An 18455-nucleotide genomic window follows, 5' to 3' on the forward strand; every position below is an offset into this window, starting at 1 on the left:
CTGACTGCGGGGCACCATGACTACTGAGAACAAAATTTACCGGATTGGTGCCCTGCTTGGTTCGCTGAATGGTGCCGGTGCAGAGAAAACCATTCTGACTCTCTGTACCCGCTTTGCTGAGTTAGGGCATAAAGTTGATCTCGTTACCCTGACAGCGCATGCAGACTACCCGCTGCCCGATAATCTGAACCAGATCGTACTCAGCACTTCAAATAAAAAGAAGGCCAGACCTGAGTTGGAACGTATTACTCAAGAAGGTAACTATGATTTTTTTGTTACTTCCAAACCAGAATTTTACGATGCCATTCAGGCAAAGAAGAAAGTCTGCTCGGTGCACATTACCCCCACTGCATGGATCACCGATCCGAAGTGGAAATTTCTGAAGCGCGCATCAAAAATCCTGCGCCTGCGTCGGCGCTTCCGCAACAAGCAACTGATTGCTCTGTCGCAGGGCATCAAAGACGATCTGGTGCAGAATCTGGGTTGTCAGCCAGATAATATTACCGTTATTCCAAATCCCTACCAGATCGAAGAAATCCGTACACTGGCGGGTCAGGATGGCCCCCTGCCGGATGGCGATTATATCGTCTATGTTGCATCACTGAACAAACGAAAACGCCAGCAGGATCTTATCCGTGCATTCCAGATGATGAATGCACAAAACCTGAAGCTGGTACTGGTCGGCAAAGGTAATGATGAGCAGCGGCTGCGGTCTTTCTGTGAACAGAATGACTTGCAGGATCAGGTACAGTTCTGGGGCTGGGATGCGAATCCATACCGCCTGATTCGTAACGCCCGCCTGTCTATGCTCACTTCCGAAGCTGAAGGTCTGCCGCGCGTACTGGTCGAGTCACTGATCATCGGTACACCGGTTGTTTCTACCGACTGCCCTTCAGGGCCTAAAGAGGTTCTGACCGGAGAGCTGAAGCCCTATCTGGTACAGGTAGGAGATGTAACCGGCCTGAGCCAGGCGATGTCCCGGGCATTGAACCAGTATCCCGAACTGTCCAGCCTGGATGTCAGCCGTTATGCGGTAGAATCCGTCGCCGATCAATATTTAAAGCTGGTTTTCAGAGGCAGTGCTGCCTGAGCCATATGCTGGCTTAATTGCTGAGTTTGCATAAGCAGATATATAAGGCCTGTAATATAAACAGCGGGACTGATCTCACCGGCAATTTATAGCGTATTGGCGAATATCACTGAATAAAGGACGCAAACCACACAGAGCAGCCTCATGCTGACGACCAGGCTGCTATAATCTTTGTTCGGAAAACCAATAGCAGATTAATTTGCTCTCTCTGCTAAAATGAAAGAACCCTGATTCTGTACGTATAGGTCAGGTAAGACTGTGAATCTTTGCCGATAAATATTTGCCGCTCGCCAGCCCTGACAGGTAGACTGCAGCGCTAACTGTACATGGACCCCGTATGGCTAACTCAGTCTACTTCGCATCAACAACTCTCCACCTTTATACTGCTGCAGCCATCGCTGCCGGACGTACCGGAGACGAAGCTCATCTGATTTTCATTGATCAGCCTGAGGGTAAACCGCATGCGCTGTACGATATTGTCTGTAATTGGCCGGGCTCCCCTTTTTCCTCTGTCAGTTTGTACCACGGCCGTTTTCCCGGCCTGCTGAATAAACTGAAAAAACGCAGACTGCTGTTTAACACACTGAAAGAAAAACTGGCCGAACTGTTACCTGAACATATATTTGTCGGCAATGACCGCCGGATCGAATTCCAGTTTGCCATGCACGCAGCAACAACACTTGGCTGTCAGCCGGTTGGTCATTATATGGACGAGGGCGTCTTCACTTATGTGGGCAGAAAAGCCTCCCGCTCATTCAGTGATATGATCATTGATAATTGTATAAAAAAAATCAGCTACGGCATGTGGTGGAAAAATCCACCAACCATCGGCGGCTCCGACTGGATAAGTTATATACACCCGGCCTTTCCCGATCTGGTACACCCGTTATTGCGCGGTAAACATATAACCCCCCTCGAAGCTTCCCGCTTCAGCAGCCCAGCCATGCTGGAACTGTCAGAAACCATGATGCTGAATAACGGGGTTGAACCAACGACTCTGACAGCGATAGATGCATTTATCACACTGCCTCATGAATCGTTGTTTGAACGGGAGCCGGGCTATAAGGAACGTATTCTGTCCCTTATCCGGCGACTAAGCGTCCAGGGTAAGCGGGTTGCCGTAAAATACCATCCCCGGAATAAACAACCCGATCCGCTGTTGCTCGCAGTTGAAGGCGTTTGCCTCTTGCCTGCTCAGGTCAGCTTTGAGGCCCTGCTGCCCTACCTGTCAGATCAATGTGAAGTGTGGGGCGACTTGTCTTCAACCATGGTCATCGCACGCTGGCTGCGGCCGGCCTTAAAAGTAACAGCATTTACTTCTGAGATGCCTGATTTCGACAGGCTGTTTGAACGTATTGGTATTACGACAATGAATGTTACCTCTCATCCTGAGCCCAACTGACACATACAGTAAGCCAGCAATCTTTTTATCCCAATACCCCTTATTTCTAGCACAACAACCATCGTACAACTTATACGTTCGCAGGATCCGAATGACATACGCTACCGACTATATGACCAGCCCATTTAAAAATCTCTGGCGCGATATTTCTGCCAATCCTCTGTCCTATGTAATCACGTTGCTTGTTGCAATTTTTTTAATCGCACAGCCCATCAAAAAATCGGTAGCGACCGATGTCAGCATCCTGCTCTGGCTACTCGGGGCCATTGTTCTGATATCCGGCAAAGTAAAAATCCGCGCTCTGACACCTTATCGTAAAATCATTCTGGCTGGATTTGCATTTTTCTTCGTGGCATTAATTTCATTACTGCTGTCGGACTATCCGGCGGATCTGCAGAAGCTGGAACCCGAATTCCGTTTAGTCCTGTTACCTCTTCTTATTGTCGGCGTTTACTATTCTGGCTTCAGCACCCGGCAACTGGTATTCGCCCTGCTTTTGGGCAGCATCAGTTATGCCTGGATAACATACGGCCAATCAGGCGGATTTAAATTCATGCGCCGTGCTTTTGGTGATGAAAATCCCGTCGGCTTCGGTAATGGTGCTTTCCTTCTGAGCGCAGTATCAGCCTATTTCTGCTTGTCGTTCTGGAAAACAAGTAAGTCGATTTCTGCTGTGGCTTTGCTGGCCGCAACACTCTATTTATATGCAGCGATAGCTTCCGGAACCCGCGGAAGTTTTCTGGCAATTCCACTGATTGCTGTTTTCTTCATCTTTCATGTCAGAAGCCTGAAAGTTGTTATAGCAAGCCTGATACTCAGTACTGCCCTGGCAGCGGCTATCTACCAGTCACCATTGCAGCATGGTATTGATCGCGCAATTAAAAACGTAACAAATTATGTTAATGGTGAAGGAAATAACAGGAACTCTGCAGGTGCCAGATTGATGCTCTGGGAGACTGCGATCTGTATGGGCAAAGAGAAACCGATCTTTGGTGTTGGAACACATCAGTTTCTTCCCGCCAGTCAGGATCAAAGCCTTAACTGCAAATCCAATTTGCGTCCATTTGTTCAGGCTCACAGCCTGTATTTTAATACCCTGGCGACAATGGGAGTAACTGGCCTTACCTGCTTGCTGCTGTTTGGCTTTTTCCTTTGCAGAGAAAGCATGAATGTCCGGTCTGGTTATACGCACAAATATGCTGTGGTGATTATCACGCTGACAATCGCGGCTTATTCCTTAACCGTCGATGCATTCTTTATACGCTTTGTTGCGGAAAAACATCTGACATTACTGGGACTGATGCTCGGTATTATGTTGCATCAACAGCAGAAGGCAGGGTTACAACAGTAATCCCGGAATCCCGCATAGCGCTCAGAAGGCTCTCCCGCTGATGTTCATTCTGCGTGGGAGAATCTTCGGCGCCAACAGCATAACAGCGGATAGATGGATCAATAAGACGGGCTGTAAACAGAGCGGTGCTGTTGCAGGAAATAACATAACGGCAGCCAAGCACAGCAATCATTTCTTCAATACAAAGGTATGAGCCGGAAACCGGTTCCATATCATCTGTTCTGAATTCTGCTGTTAAGGCACGTGGATGAGGAGCATAAAAAACACGCTCAGCCTTCAGCACACCAAGCAGGCTCTTTATCTCTGCAGTAACCGTGGCAACAAAGCTATGGTTAGCCTGCTGATAGGCAAGAAAATTCTGGCCGATAATAATTGCATTATCAGATTTCCCGGTCTCTGAAAATTGTACAGGGAACTGTATATAGCGCTCTTTATCCGCACAATAACCGGTATCCAGACCAGTGAACGAATAAACAACATCAACCCACTCAGAATCTGCCCCAAGTTCGTCGCCGTCATACTGCAGAACGCTGTAGCCCGGCGCCAGAAGTCTCAGTTTCAGACTCCACTTCTTTAGCCCCTTACGGCAGGCAGCAGTGATATTGCTGCTGAAAATATTTAATGCACCATCCGGCAGAAGTGCAACCTTACCCAGCTTCTTTTTCCTGAACTGACCGACCAGAATATTGTTATAAATATCGTCTATCCGGGGGATATATAAAACACAAGCACCACCTTGAGTCGTAATACTTTCCTCGACATTAAGAACGGTGCGGGTATTTTCCTTAATAAATCGGATCTTACCCAGCAGACCGCCGTGGTGATTACGGTCCAGCAAGGTCAGATTTTCTCTTCCCCGTTCAGCCGCCGCATTCAGCAGCTTATCTGATGTCACGAAGTAATGGGCAACATCACGGTCCACCGATAAGTACTGATCTTCTATCGCCATAGCTGCCAACAGTTGCAGTTCGGTTTCAACGATAAAAAGATGCCCTGTCATATCCTGACCATGTGCGGCATTCGTCCGTGAATCAGAGTTCATAATCTGTGAATATTTTTCCAGGTTTTCAGCACGCCATCATTAAATGACACCGCTTTGCGCGGTAAGCTGAGGAGATTCTGATCCGGCAATGCCAGGCCCTTCACCGTAGTGGTGCCGACGCGATATCCGGCCTTGTCTGCCTGCTGCCCGACCTCTTCGCTGAAACTGCCATAAGGGTAACAGATATGATCAACGGTACCGCCGAGAAGCTCTTCTAGATCGTTTTTACTTTGTTGTAATTCCTGCAAGCAGGAATCTGCACTCAGCTGAGCCAGTCTTGGATGGGTGACACTGTGGCTGCCGATTTCAATACCATTGGCATACACCTCCCGAATCTGTTCACGACTCATTAATGCCTGCGGCTGATGGCCATCGTCTTTCAGCCATTCCGATCGTCCTGACAGCTTACCGGATACGATATAAACCATGGCAGGAAGCTGGTATTTTTTCAGCACCGGGTACGCATACTGGTAAAAATTCTCGTAGCCGTCATCAAAGGTAATGGCGACACAACGCTCAGGGTATTCCCCTTCACCACTAAGAAAACGCGAAACTTCACTCATCGGAATAACATGTTGCCCGGTCAGTTTCAGCATCAGCATCTGTCGGGTAAAACGCTTATGGTGACAATAATTTGCCTTCAGTGTTTTGATGTTTCTGAAGTCACCCACCTGGTGGTACATCAGGATGGCCAGTTTTCTGTTTGCCGACATTTCTACAGCCCTCCCAGATAATAAAACAGACCATAAAGGGCAAAGTTCACCAACAGCAGAAGCAGATTGCGGATTTTTTTCTGGCGCTTACGGCTGACCGCTTTGTTGTCTTCATTGCGGCGACTGGCCTGAAAATGCTCGATATAGGATTTCACATTATCTTTGTCGAAAATTTTGACGTATTCGACCGGCAGGTTAAAGAATATCGCGGAATGGGGCTCATCGTAGGCTAGCTGAAAGCTATCCTGATCACAGTAATGATCATTCAGCGCCTGCTTGGCAATCCACTTATCAAGAAACTCCAGCGTAGCCGATGTATTGCGCAGAAAAATGGTTCCGGTGCGGATGCTGTGTGACGCGCGCTTACCGCCCTGCTCATTAAAGTGAATACCAATATCACCTTCAAAATCATCAAAGCCGGTAATTTCCCGCCGCACAAAAGCATCGGCATCAATGTACAGAACATCACGCTCAGGGTTATCCAGTAAACACTGGCGCAGCACCTGTGGCTTAAGACCTGTGGTTGCTTCCCAGCAACTTTGTGGCTCAACCGGAGTGAACTGATAGTCCATCGAGAAACTTTTCAGAGATATTTCCAGACGTTCAATGTCGTCGCGATAGCTCTCGGTGTAAAAACCACATACAAGCAGTTTACTCACAATGTTTACCTGCTAATTTCCTGACAGTATCCCTGACGCTGGTCGCATTTAACTCCGCATAACAGGGCGGTGATTCATCATTCAAAGGACATGTTTTTTTCAGACAGGGGGAGCATGAATACGAAGAAGCCAGATTAATTACCCGCTTACCATGCGCAGCGGTTAAAGCCACGCTGGTGCTGCCAAATACAGAAACGGTAGGCACGCCACAGGCAGCCGCAATATGCATCAGGCCGGTATCAACACCAACAGCTGCAGCACAACGACTGATAATCCCGGATAATTGCCACAGCGACAGTTTTGGCAGTACAACGCCCCACTGAGCTGCGGCGGTCAGGCGCTCTGCCCGTTGTCTTTCCTGCTCACTTCCCCAGGGGAGCAACACCATCTGCTGTTCCTGTTTTGCCAGAGTCAGAAGATCAATCCAGTTCGCTTCAGGCCAGTGTTTGGACGCCCAGGTCGTTCCGTGAAAGCAGATCCAGGCACCGGTATATTCAGGAAAGGCATTATCCAGTGTGTGACTGTGAATACCAAAGTCGGGTTCCCCCTGATACTGGTACCCCAGCGCCTGGGCGAACAATTTACGCACCCGCTCCACGGCATTCATATCGCGCGGTACGTTATAGCCCTCGCGGTAAAATAAGCGTGTTTCAGAGTCTGTAGCTGAATTTTTGTCGAGTCCAACGACCGGACTGCCGCTAAGCCAGCCCACCCGTGCCGATTTAATCCGGCCCTGAGCATCAATCACCAGATCATACTTTTCGCGCCGCAGCGCTTTATAAAAAGCAAACTGTTCGCGCAGAGTCTGTATCGACCAGCGATTTTTTTTCCAGCGTAAGCGCGGATGTCCGATAACCTGCCTGACAGACGGATGCAAACGGGCAACATCCATAAAAGGCTGTTCACACAGCCAGTCAAAACAGATATCGGGGTCGGCCTGCAGTGCGTCACTCACCGCCGGCAAGGTGTGCAAGATGTCGCCTAAAGCAGACATCTTAATGATAAGAATTCGTTTCATAGAACCGCGCGTTCGTAAGCTGCCGTTACGAATATAAAGAAATGGCGTAGGTCAGATATGACGTAACAAAGATTGCTCAACCAATTCCAGGTCAGGAATCATTGCGGCATCCTGGCCAATGCTGACCGCACTCTGATCATAGTCGCCCATATGCATGGCTTCTACTTCCTGAATTTCGCTTTCGCGGATATGCACCAGGCTTGGAATACCCTGAACCAGCAGCGCATAAAATGGCATCTGCGGGTGAGCACCCACACCGTTCACAATGGCGAAGCGGGCATTAGGGTTAGGAGCCGGAGCTGGCTGACGGTTAAGCATTTCGTAGCACAGTACCGGCACCGGTGTGCCGCGCCAGTCGATGCGGCCAAGAATCCAGTCAACGCTGGACGCCGTGGTCAGCAGATGGGAAAACGGAATAATCTCAGCAACTGAAACGTTAGGCAGCAGCAGGTTTCTGTCCTTCAGTGGAATCAACAGGCAGTCGATCTGATCCGGAGTATCGGTTTTAGTGATGGATTGGCTCATGAATATTTATCCCGCTGTGTTTAACGCAATTCACCAGCTGCAGTGCCAGCTGGTAAGGGTCACCGATGTAATTGACGCGATTGGTTTCGATCGCACTTTCCGGCATTGAAGCATTGGCGCAGCTCTGCGGCGTTTGCGCCCAAACCGGTACTTGACTGTTACTCAGGCTCATCACGGCTTCCGAGCCATCATTACCCATACCACTGAACAAAATATAACCGGCCCGCTGGCCGTAGTATTCGTTCACATTCAGGATCACCTGATCTATAGACGGGCCATAAGGTCCGGGCCAGGCACGTTCAAGACTGCGCGGTAGGCCATCACCATCAAAGCGGAATTCATCAGTGATCGGAGCGACCAGAACTTCTCCGCAGTTCAGTACTTCGCCGGCAACGAAATTTTTAAGCTCGTACTCAGCATGGCGGCCAATGGTTTTGCATAAGGTTTCTTCAAAACGCGGATCAATGTGCTGCGCATAAATAAAAGCAATCGGCAGACCACCAGGCAAAGCATCAAGAAAATCTTTTACCGCACCGGGCCCACCCAATGATGCACCCAGCACCCAGACCTGAGCCGCGGCTTTACCGCTGAAATTCTGATTAGCAAAGATACCGGGAAGTGGAATACGCGGAGAAGTCGTAGGAACATTAAGCCGGTCCAGTACCGCGACATCTTCGGCCACCACCGGTGTAACTTTGATAATTTCGCGCATTTTACCGTACAGGCGTTTTTCCCATTTGGGAAATGTCGTGCAGGTTTTTTGCGGAGCTTTTTCCAGCCCCAGCAATACCGGCACATCACCGTCCAGTAACTGTTCCAGCCATTGCATATTTTCTTCGTCGTCTTCCTGACGAATATCGACCAGCCAGGCATCCAGTTGCAGTTCACTCTGATCCAGCAGCACAAAGCGCTGCGGATCAGTGTTAATCACCACATCAAAGCCGAAATGAATCAATGCGGATTTGAGCAGATGCTGCTGCAGCCGGTCGTCGGCCAGGATCCCTACCCTGGGCAAGGCCATGTCAGTTTTCCTCACGCCCCAGCAGACGGTTCATGGTGCCGAGCAGCAAGTCTTCCTGGAACGGTTTACCCAGATATTCGTTCACACCAATCGACATCGCCCGGTCACGGTGTTTGTCACCGGTGCGCGAGGTGATCATGATGATCGGGATATCTTTCAGGCGCGAATCGTGACGCACCAGCGAGGCAACCTCAAAGCCGTCCATACGCGGCATTTCGATATCCAGCAGCATCAGATCGGGCTTGTGATCCTGCAATGTTGCCATGGCGTCCACACCGTCTTTCGCGGTGAACACTTCCATGCCGTTACGTTCCAGCAAACGGGTGGTTACCTTACGTACCGTCACCGAGTCATCGACCACCAGAATTCGTGGCAGACGGTTTTCCAGTTCGTGGCGGCGTTCGGCGGCCTGACTGTCGAGCAGTTTCGCCTGCTGATATTCCAGACTCGCCTGGGTACGGATCATCGCCGGTAAATCAAGAATGATGACCACGCTACCATCACCCAGAATGGTACCGCCGGAAACACCCATTACGCTGGCAAACTGCGGACCAAGAGTTTTTACCACAATCTCGCGCGAGCCGAGCAGCGAGTCCACCTGCAATGCAAACGGAATAGCACCACGGATCAGCAGTACCGGCAATGGCATATGCTGAGCACTGAATTTCGGCTGCGCTTCGTTTTCCAGCATCACGCCAAGATACTCGATACGGTAATCGGTACCGGCATAATGATATTTACGCTCGGCCTGAGGTTGATCGTACAACGACTGCAGCTGCGCTACCGGGGCACGCACAATACCCTGAATGTTATTCAGCGGTACGGCATACAGATCGTCACCGACACGCACCATCAGGGCACGGTTAACCGATACCGTGAACGGCAGACGGATAACAAAGCGGGTACCGGCACCAGCTTCTGACTGAATTTCAACGCTGCCGCCCATCTGTTTGATTTCGCTGGACACAACGTCCATGCCTACACCACGGCCAGAAATCTGCGTCACCGCTTCTGCTGTAGAGAAACCCGCCTGCAGAATAAACTGCATGATTTCCTGATCCGACAGATTGGCATCCGGATCCATCAGTCCGCGTTCGATCGCTTTGCGCTTAACCGCCTCGAGATTCACCCCGCGGCCGTCATCACTCATGGTCAGAACCACGTCGCCGCCATCGCGGCTGATATCCAGTTCGATACTGCCGATATCGGGCTTGCCCGCAGCAGCACGCAGCGCCGGATTTTCAATACCGTGGTCAACCGCGTTACGCACCATGTGCTCCAGCGGAGAGATCATGCGTTCAAGAATGGTACGGTCCATCTCGCCATCGGCGTTATAAACCCGCAGTTCGACCTGCTTATCCAGTTCCAGGCTGACCTGACGCACAATACGGCGCAGACGCGGCACCAGGCGCTGGAATGGCACCATGCGGGTCTTCATCAGACCTTCCTGCAACTCGGTGTTTACCCGGCTCTGTTGCAGCAACAGGGTTTCCGCGTCACGGGTTTTATGGCTCAGGGTTTCTTTCAGGTCGAGCAAATCCGATGCAGATTCCACCAGCGCGCGCGATAACTGCTGCATCGCCGAGTAGCGGTCCATCTCCAGCGGATCAAAGTCTTCATAGTCCGGGCCCTGACGTTCCTGTCGGAAAATAACCTGAGCCTCGGTTTCCATATCCAGACGACGCAGCTGATCGCGTAAACGATCCAGCGTCATATCCATTTCTTCAAGGGTATGGGAGAAGTCGGTCACCTGTTGTTCCAGACGGCCACGACCAATAGAGGTCTCACCGGCCAGGTTAACCAGGTTGTCCAACAAGTCGGCGGATACTTTAACCAGTTCCTGCGGTGCTTTCCGCGCGGCCTGTTGTGCAGCGGCTTTATCCTGTTTCGGTGCATCCGGTACAGCACGGCGCAGCGGCACAACATTAGAGGCCGGATCAGAAACCGGTTGCTCTGCAACGTCGGAAGACTGTGCAGCGCTTGGTTTTTCTTCGCCCTGCTCTTCTTCTGGTGCTGGCTCGTTGATTTCAGCGGCGGCTGAATCAGGTTCAGCATCAATCGTCAGTGGCTCAATGGTCAGGGATTTCTCACCCAGAACCACCAATCCATCCGACGCCAGCATGACCTCCACGGCATCGAGTTGGTTAATCAGCTCATCCTGACGCTGATAAGCAGACTGGAAGAAGGCCGCTGAGCGGTCAATATGACCCTGCTGCGCTTTAAGGATATTGGCCTCAAACGTATGAGCAAGGTCACCAATTTCGGTCAGACCCGCGAGGCGTGCGCCACCTTTCAGGGTGTGCAGCACACGTTGAGCTTCTTCGGCACCGGCGGTATTAGCCGGTTCCTGTTCCCAATCGTGCAAGGCGCGATCCAGAGCTTCCTGCAGCTCGTGGGCTTCTTCGAGGAAGATTTCCAGAATTTCCCGGTCCGACTCATCCAGAGTTTCGGCCTGCACCGCCGGTAACGGTGGTTGCTCGGCAAATTCGCTTTCGTCGTCCAGGTCGCAGTCTTCTTCGTTCAGTTCTTCCGGCAATTCACCACAGGCACCGCCTTTCAGATACTGACGAATTTCGGCCATCATGCTGTCAGCTGCGGCCGGGCGTACACCTTCACGCACGGCATCCAGCTGTGTACCCAGCTCATCATGAGCGCGCTCAAGCAGATCAAAGATCTGCATCTGCACAGCCAGGCGACCATCGTTGATATTTTCGTACAGCGTTTCCAGCTCGTGACAGAGATCGGCCACTTCTGACAACTCGGCCATCCGTGCGCCACCCTTCAGGGTGTGCAGTTCACGCTGCAACTGGGCAACGTGTAGCAGGTTATCCGGGTGCTGACGCCAGCGTTGAATTGCAGTTTCAACGGATTCGGTAATTTCCTGAGCTTCTTCCAGGAAGATTTCCAGAATCTCGTCTTCGTCACCATCTTCTACCGCCGGCAGAGGCAGCATGTCCATCTCGCTGTGCGCTTCGTTCTGCGCTGGCGACGGAACAACAGGCTCCACGTCCAATTCGGCTTGTGGCACATCGTCTTCCTGAGCGCTGTAGTCTTCAGACAGAACCGACAGCACATCATCATCGCCGTCAACGTCATAAGAGACATCAGCCAGGCCGATATCATCTTCATCGTCGTCAGTGACCACATCGTCCAGCTGTAATACCGGCAGCTCATCGCCCATGTCCGCTAGCGGGAATTGCCAGTTGCGGATACGCATCAGCAATTCATCCGGGCTCTGGGTTTCCTGACCGGCAGCCAGGCAGTCCATCATTGCCAGCACAGCCTCGTGAGCTTCTGAGGCAAGTGCCAGTAACTCTTCGGTCGGTGCAGCCTGCTCATTCTGAATGCGCAGATACAGATTGTTCAACGCATCAGCCAGCGCCTGAATGTGCGGTACTTCTGCTTCAGCGGCACCGGCACCGACTTCCTGCAAATCCCGAGTCAACGCCGTCAGAACACTGTCGTCGTGATCGTGGTGCCAACGATTCAGTAAGCGGTCGGCATCCAGCAGCGAATCCATTCCCTGGGCAAGGAACTGCGCGATCGCCTGCGGATTTGGTCCACGGCGGGAAGAGTCTTCAACCTGCAATGGTTCCAGCAGCTGTTTTTCCAGCTGATGCAAACGTTCAACGTACACATCAGCGCCAGCAATATGTTCAGCCTGCAACAGTTCACGGGTTTCCAGTGCTGAGGCAATCAGGCCGGAACCGGTGGCAATCAGACCGACCACATCGGCACTGTTATTAATCTGGTACGCACGCAGCTCTTTAACCAGACGCTCCAGCGGCGATGCAACATTGGCAATGGCGGTGATACCAGCCATATGAGCACTGCCTTTCAGCGTGTGCAGCGCACGTTGCAGCTGGTCACTGAGACCATTGATATAGTCTTCGGCATACGACTCCTGCACGAACTCATCCAGTGTTACCAGGTGAGAACGGGCTTCGCCTTCAAACACTTCCAGCAGAGCGTCATCTTCGTCTTCATCGCTGCTGTCAGGCTCGGCAACCGCTTCCGCAGTAGCCACTTCCGTCGGTGCATCAGCGGCAAAAGGCGCAACGCTCTGACCACTGGCCAGCGCAGTGGCGTAATCCATCAGCGGTTGAATGTCGACAGAAGCCGGACGCTGCTGACGGAAATCATCAATCAGTAACGGCAGCTGACCGATCACATAGTCGACCAGCGCAATCAGGTTGGTATTAATCTCGATGGTGTTATCGAGCACACGGTTAAACATGTTCTCGATGGACCAGGCTAGTTCGCCGATAAATTCGGCTTTGACCATACGGCCACTGCCTTTCAGAGTATGGAAAGCACGGCGAACGGTGCTCAGAGCCTCACTGTCATCCAGGTTGGATTTCAGCTGTGGCCAGAATTCGTTCAGTGTTTCGGTCACTTCTTCGGCTTCTTCGAGGAAGATCTCGATAATCTCATCATCAATCAGATCATCGTCATCGTCTGCAGCAGACGCTTGGTTAAGCGCTGCGCCCGGAACATTAACAGGCTCAGCTTGCGCTTCAATTTCTGGTTCAGATTCTGCTGCCGCATGGTCGGACGAAACCAATGCCTCTGATGCCGGGGCGTCGACAGACGGATGATCATCCGCCTGCTGTTCACGTAGATGATCAACCAGTTCATGCAGGTCGGCGGAATCATCTTCCGGCTGCAGATTGTCAAAATCAAAACTGATACTGTCATCGGCAACAGTGTCGGGGCTGATCACGCCATCGTCTTCAGCACTCAGATCCAAAGCTTCCGCTTCAGGATCAAATCCGGACTCACCATCCGCCGTCAGATCCAGCTCGGCTTCTTCAAGCTGAACCACATCATGCCGCTCCGGTTCTGCGTGGACGATTTCTGCATCTTCGTCATCATCAATAGCCAGCGCATCACCAAAAGAGGTGACTTCGACTTCCGGCAGATTTTCATCGCCGTCGAAGGAGATATCATCAAGGGAGTCGTGCAGTGATTCCGTCGCCGGCAGATCAACCAGGGCCGCTTCGGCTTTATCCAGCAACTCGGCACCGGCACTGCGCGGGTTTTCAGAGTAGCGTTCAATAAAGTACTCAACGCCGGTCAGAACATCAGCCAGAACATCGAGCACCGACCACTGCGGTTTAAGATTCTGATCAATTAACTGTGTCTGCACAAACGCGGCCGCACGGGAAAGAATTCCGGCAACCCGTGGCAGCGGGATCATGTTCAGCGAGCCTTCAATGGTGTGCAGCAGACCCGGCACTTCGTGCAGTTCTTCTACCGACCATTGCTTGGCAATGTATTCAACGACGGCATCTTTTACCTGTTCGAGTACGTTACGCGCTTCACGCAAAACGGCTTTCTGCGCATCGGACAGCGTACTCTCGCTGCTGCGGGCGTTCAGATCACCTTCGCGCTGCATGCCACTTAACGTCGCTTCGACGTACAACAAAGCACCGGCCATATCGAGCAAATGACTGTCACTAACATCGCCGCTGTCGATCAGACGCGCGACCAGACTTTGCTGTTCCTGCATGACTTTACGTGGCATGCCCAGACCCAGCATGCCCATGGTGTCGGCTACCTGTTTCAGGCTCGGAGACATTGCCTGCAGAGACTCGACGCGGTCATCGTCACTGCGCACCAGCAGGTCGAGACGGTCTTTAATCGCGGCAATTTCTTCAACCAGCGCACCCAGCACATGGCCGACGGTATCGCGATCAGGACCGGATAATGCATCGCGTTCCTGCTGAATTTCGGCTTCGGTTGGCAGCGCCTGGCGCAGGCCAAACTGCTCCTGAACCTGACGGATGGCTTCGCCACTTACGTCGGTACGGGCAACATAAAACAGCAGGTTTTTCAGCAGTTCATCCGATGGCGGCTGATTAATCGCCGCAGCACCTTCTTCAATCGCGGCTTTCAGCAGATGATCAAGCTGACGCAGTAACTGCTTGGCGCTGTTGGGGAAATGCTGTTGTTTAAGCAGCCATTCGCTAAAGGCCAGCGCTGGTAACCACACCAATCCCTGTGGCGTTTTACCCAGCGCTTTGTGTAAGCGGGCAAACGCCTTATTCAGATATTGTTTGGCGACATCCGGCTGCTTGTTCTGTAACAATTGCAGGGTTGCTGTTTGCAACATCTGGCGGATTTTACGTGCCCAGTGGTGGAAGTCATCACTGGCAAAAGTGGCAGCCTGAGTGTCCGTAAGGGGGGCATGGTGCTGAATGGTCGGCGCAAACAACGCCGTTTCTGACAGGAAGCTTTCACCCCGGGCAGAACGCAACTCGTTAAGAATCGGCAGCAGTACCACCGGCAGATCGCGGCGGCCCACTTTGACGTGCTCAAGATAGTGAGGCAGCTGAATAATCGCCTGCATCAGAATCTCGAGACCATCACGCTCGTTGCTCAGCGAAGAGTCAGCCAGCGCCGAAGCGATAGCCTCCATCTCTTCCGCCAGCAGAGCAGCACCATAGAATTCGACCATCTGCAGAGTACCGTGAATCTGATGCAGGTAACTCAGGCAGAATTTCAGCCGGCTGTTGTCCTGGGGATTCTCCACATAAGCTTCCAGCGCCTGCTGGGCTTGTTGCAGAGTCTCTTCGATTTCCCCTTTTACCCATTCCAGGGCGATGTAGTCCTGGCTCATCGCCTTGTGGTCTCCCCTGTCGAATTCGATTGCTTACGCACAAACGCGGATACCCGGCTGCTATGAACCTGTTCCAGTAACGGATGCTGCCAGTCCACCATTTCCCCAAGACCAATAACGAGAATGCCACCGGGAGCAAGACGCTCGGCGAGGACATTAAGAATTTCACGGCGACGCCAGCGACGGAAGTAAATCAGTACGTTCTGGCAATAAATAACATGCTGAGATTGCAGCGGACAGTTGGCCAGATTCAGGATATTTACCTGACTGAAACAACAGCGCTGACGCAGCGTGTCGGATACCTGCACCGGGCTGCCCGGCTGCAGATCTTTGAACCCCAATTGACGATATTCATCCGTCACCCAGTCCAGGGCGCGTGGCTGATAACGCCCAGCACGAGCTTTACGTAACACGATGGTTGAGATATCAGTACCGGTAACAGCGTAGCGTTTTCCCTGCGCTGTCAGGTGACGTTCAGCCACCATGGCAAGGCTGTAGGCCTCTTCTCCGGAAGAACAACCCACGCTCCAGAATTCCAGCGCCCCATCATCACCGCTTTCAGCTGCTTTTTGTTGGACAAATTGCTCAACAAACGCAAATGCATCCGGATCACGGAAAAAGCGGGTTTCCTGTACGGTCAGGCGGTCAACCAGAGTACTCCACTCGATAGCACCGGAAGCGCCATTGACGATACGGTCGTAGTATTCCTGATAGCTGTCGCAGCCCACTTCGCGCATCCGCAGACCAAGACTGGTCTGCAGAAACGAGCGGCGCTGCGGCGCCAGACACATGCCGGTACGTTCTTCCAGCAAACCTTGCCAGCGAACGAACTGAGTGTCGTCCATCTCCGGAACAGTACTCAAACCTGTACGTAACTGATGGTTCATTAAACGTCATCCAACCATCTGTCAGGTTACAGCACCTGTCGTTGATGAAGGTCCAACTCAGCTTCCGGCAGTTTGAAGCCCGCTACCGATTCACGCAGTTTGTTGGCCATTTCCGCCAGGTTACCAATCGATTTCGCCGTTGCGGTCGTACCGGCAGACGTCTGCGAGGTAATTTCCTGAATAACGTTCATCGTGTTGGAAATATGACCAGCAGACGATGCCTGCTGACGGGCGGCGTTGGAAATGTTCTGAATCAATTCCGCGAGGTTTTTCGATACGTTTTCAATTTCTTCCAGTGCCACACCGGCGTCCTGCGCCAGACGAGCACCACGCACCACTTCCGAAGTGGTGGTTTCCATCGAGATTACCGCCTCGTTGGTATCGTTCTGAATCGTTTTAACCAGCGCTTCAATCTGCTTGGTTGCAGCGGCTGAACGTTCTGCCAGTCGCTGTACCTCATCCGCTACCACCGCGAAGCCCCGACCAGCATCACCGGCCATGGAGGCCTGAATCGCAGCGTTCAGAGACAGAATGTTGGTTTGGTCGGCAATGTCAGTAATCAGGGAGATGATGTCACCAATCTCCTGTGAGGATTCACCCAGACGTTTAATACGTTTGGACGTTTCCTGAATCTGTTCACGGATGTTATCCATGCCGTTAATGGTCGCCTGTACCACTTCGGCACCTTTGTTGGCGATCGCTACCGACCGCTCCGCAACCGCAGAGGATTCAGAGGCGTTGGCTGATACCTGGTCAATAGACACCGCCATTTCGTTAATCGCCGCAGAGGCACCGGCAATTTCCTGCGCCTGGTGTTCAGAAGCTTCGGCCAGGTGCATCGCTGTCGCCTGGGTTTCCTGAGCAGCAGAAGATACCTGCACCGCTGTTTCGTTAATCGCCGATACCAGCGAGCGCATCTGGTCGATTGCGTAGTTAATGGAGTCAGCAATCGCACCGGTAAAGTCTTCGGTTACCGTTGCTGAGGCTGTTAAGTCACCATCCGCAAGGTCAGCAATTTCATCCAGCAGACGCAAAATCGCCATCTGGTTCTGTTCGTTCTTGTTCGCAGTGGCATCCAGATCGCGACGGGTTTCGCGGTAAGACACAACACCAAACGCCATCATCATGACCAATGCCAGTACCGCAGAAATATAACCAACCGCCTGCAGCACACCACGCTGACCGGCACCGTCCTGAATGTTTTCAGTCAGTTTGGATGCCTGATCCAGCAGAGTACGGGAATCGCTGAAGATTGAGTCGGATGCTTCACGAACCTGGAACAGTTCAGGAGAGGTTTCCAGAATTTCGTCAACCGAACCGGATACGAATTCAAACAGCTCAGCGACTTCCGCCAGTGCGTAAACCGCTTCTTCATCTTTTACCTGGGAGATGTTCATGGCAACGTTGCCCTGAATCATACCGTTCAGTACGCGACCAAACAGCGAGGCGTCACGACCGAACGCATCCGCCGCCATTACCGCATCTTCGCCACCGGCCAATACTTTGTTAACCGAGCGCACGATACGTTCTGCCAGCCAGGACTGACGCTGTGCAACCGCGACCTGATCAGCAGGTGCGCCGTTATCCAGCAGAATCTCTACAATCTCGTCGTATTCCACCTGCAGCTGAGGAATCGTTTCCGCCAGTGTCGCGGCAACTTCGTGGAGGGAGAGAATAATATCTTCGGCGCGGATAATTTGGTCAGCGTTGCCCTGAACCTTATTCCATACACCTTCTACGTTGGTCATGGTGGCAATTTCAGCAGCTGGCAGACCGTTCGCTGAGTCACCTTTCGTCAGGTAACCCCAACGGGTGGCGAAGTTATCACGGGCAATCTTCAGCTGACCGAATGCTTCTTTTTTACCGCCCGCGGCTTCTACCGCGTTCTTTGCCAGTTCCTGCGACAGTACGCGCAGCTCACCTGCGTGCTCAATATATTGCTCGTCCTGGTTTGCCAAGCGGTTTACGTACACCGTAATACCGATAAACACCGCCAGAAACACGAACAACAGACCCGCCAGAACACCGTTAATCCGGTTTCTGAAGACCGTCGACAAGACGCTTCCTGTATTTCCGCTCATGCCGTTCTCTCCACACTCACTGCATGTATTTTAATTATTATCTG

12 protein-coding genes are annotated in these 18455 nt (G+C 52.0%); 3 read left to right on the top strand and 9 right to left on the bottom strand.

Annotated elements, in window-relative coordinates; genetic code table 11:
- Positions 1-16: 16 nt before the first annotated feature.
- The 3 genes from NYR02_RS01680 (at position 17) to NYR02_RS01690 (ending at position 3843) form a co-directional block, all read left to right on the top strand.
- Positions 17-1090, top strand: a complete 1074-nt coding sequence (locus NYR02_RS01680; protein ID WP_260974663.1) for a glycosyltransferase — start codon at positions 17-19, stop codon at positions 1088-1090.
- A gap of 337 nt (positions 1091-1427) precedes the next feature.
- A complete protein-coding gene (locus tag NYR02_RS01685) occupies positions 1428-2492 on the top strand; it encodes a polysialyltransferase family glycosyltransferase (RefSeq protein WP_260974664.1) in 1065 nt (354 codons plus the stop codon).
- A 91-nt stretch (positions 2493-2583) separates the two neighbouring features.
- Positions 2584-3843, top strand: a complete 1260-nt coding sequence (locus tag NYR02_RS01690) for an O-antigen ligase family protein (protein ID WP_260974665.1) — start codon at positions 2584-2586, stop codon at positions 3841-3843.
- On the opposite strand, the gene NYR02_RS01695 is transcribed toward NYR02_RS01690, so the two are convergent.
- Genes NYR02_RS01695 through NYR02_RS01735 form a run of 9 tightly spaced genes read right to left on the bottom strand, consistent with a single transcriptional unit; the run spans position 3803 to position 18411 of the window.
- The gene (locus NYR02_RS01695; protein ID WP_260974666.1) at positions 3803-4843 is read right to left on the bottom strand and encodes an alpha-2,8-polysialyltransferase family protein; all 1041 of its coding nucleotides are present in this window, start codon (positions 4841-4843) and stop codon (positions 3803-3805) included. The two genes, NYR02_RS01690 and NYR02_RS01695, sit on opposite strands and share 41 nt — an antisense overlap.
- Before the next feature lie 38 nt (positions 4844-4881).
- Positions 4882-5598: a polysaccharide deacetylase family protein gene (locus tag NYR02_RS01700; protein ID WP_260974667.1), complete on the bottom strand. Its 717-nt coding sequence runs from the start codon at positions 5596-5598 to the stop codon at positions 4882-4884.
- Between the two features lie 2 nt (positions 5599-5600).
- On the bottom strand, positions 5601-6257 hold the full coding sequence (locus NYR02_RS01705) for a glycosyltransferase family 77 protein (protein ID WP_260974668.1): 657 nt from the start codon (positions 6255-6257) through the stop codon (positions 5601-5603).
- Positions 6250-7275: a lipopolysaccharide heptosyltransferase I gene (gene waaC / locus NYR02_RS01710; protein ID WP_260974669.1), complete on the bottom strand. Its 1026-nt coding sequence runs from the start codon at positions 7273-7275 to the stop codon at positions 6250-6252. Before waaC ends, NYR02_RS01705 begins: the two co-directional genes overlap by 8 nt.
- A gap of 51 nt (positions 7276-7326) precedes the next feature.
- Positions 7327-7800, bottom strand: coding sequence for a chemotaxis protein CheW (locus NYR02_RS01715; protein ID WP_260974670.1), 474 nt, complete (start codon positions 7798-7800; stop codon positions 7327-7329).
- Entirely contained in the window at positions 7781-8821 is a 1041-nt protein-coding gene (locus NYR02_RS01720) for a chemotaxis protein CheB (protein WP_260974671.1), read from the bottom strand. The genes NYR02_RS01715 and NYR02_RS01720 overlap by 20 nt, the downstream gene beginning before the upstream one ends.
- A 1-nt stretch (position 8822) precedes the next feature.
- Positions 8823-15443, bottom strand: a complete 6621-nt coding sequence (locus tag NYR02_RS01725) for an Hpt domain-containing protein (RefSeq protein ID WP_260974672.1) — start codon at positions 15441-15443, stop codon at positions 8823-8825.
- Positions 15440-16330 (bottom strand): CheR family methyltransferase, encoded by an 891-nt coding sequence (locus tag NYR02_RS01730; protein WP_260974673.1) that lies wholly within the window; start codon positions 16328-16330, stop codon positions 15440-15442. The genes NYR02_RS01725 and NYR02_RS01730 overlap by 4 nt, the downstream gene beginning before the upstream one ends.
- A gap of 26 nt (positions 16331-16356) precedes the next feature.
- Complete coding sequence (locus tag NYR02_RS01735; protein ID WP_260974674.1) at positions 16357-18411, bottom strand: methyl-accepting chemotaxis protein; 2055 nt, start codon at positions 18409-18411, stop codon at positions 16357-16359.
- Positions 18412-18455 lie beyond the last annotated feature (44 nt).

It is taken from the genome of Thalassolituus pacificus (assembly GCF_025318105.1).
In the GTDB taxonomy this organism is placed as follows: domain Bacteria; phylum Pseudomonadota; class Gammaproteobacteria; order Pseudomonadales; family Oceanobacteraceae; genus Venatoribacter; species Venatoribacter pacificus.

Coding starts and splice junctions, on each gene's coding strand:
- NYR02_RS01680 (WP_260974663.1), top strand. CDS start 17: ATGACTACTGAGAACAAAATTTACCGGATTGGTGCCCTGCTTGGTTCG.
- NYR02_RS01685 (WP_260974664.1), top strand. CDS start 1,428: ATGGCTAACTCAGTCTACTTCGCATCAACAACTCTCCACCTTTATACT.
- NYR02_RS01690 (WP_260974665.1), top strand. CDS start 2,584: ATGACATACGCTACCGACTATATGACCAGCCCATTTAAAAATCTCTGG.
- NYR02_RS01695 (WP_260974666.1), bottom strand. CDS start 4,843: ATGACAGGGCATCTTTTTATCGTTGAAACCGAACTGCAACTGTTGGCA.
- NYR02_RS01700 (WP_260974667.1), bottom strand. CDS start 5,598: ATGTCGGCAAACAGAAAACTGGCCATCCTGATGTACCACCAGGTGGGT.
- waaC (WP_260974669.1), bottom strand. CDS start 7,275: ATGAAACGAATTCTTATCATTAAGATGTCTGCTTTAGGCGACATCTTG.
- NYR02_RS01715 (WP_260974670.1), bottom strand. CDS start 7,800: ATGAGCCAATCCATCACTAAAACCGATACTCCGGATCAGATCGACTGC.
- NYR02_RS01720 (WP_260974671.1), bottom strand. CDS start 8,821: ATGGCCTTGCCCAGGGTAGGGATCCTGGCCGACGACCGGCTGCAGCAG.
- NYR02_RS01725 (WP_260974672.1), bottom strand. CDS start 15,443: ATGAGCCAGGACTACATCGCCCTGGAATGGGTAAAAGGGGAAATCGAA.
- NYR02_RS01730 (WP_260974673.1), bottom strand. CDS start 16,330: ATGAACCATCAGTTACGTACAGGTTTGAGTACTGTTCCGGAGATGGAC.
- NYR02_RS01735 (WP_260974674.1), bottom strand. CDS start 18,411: ATGAGCGGAAATACAGGAAGCGTCTTGTCGACGGTCTTCAGAAACCGG.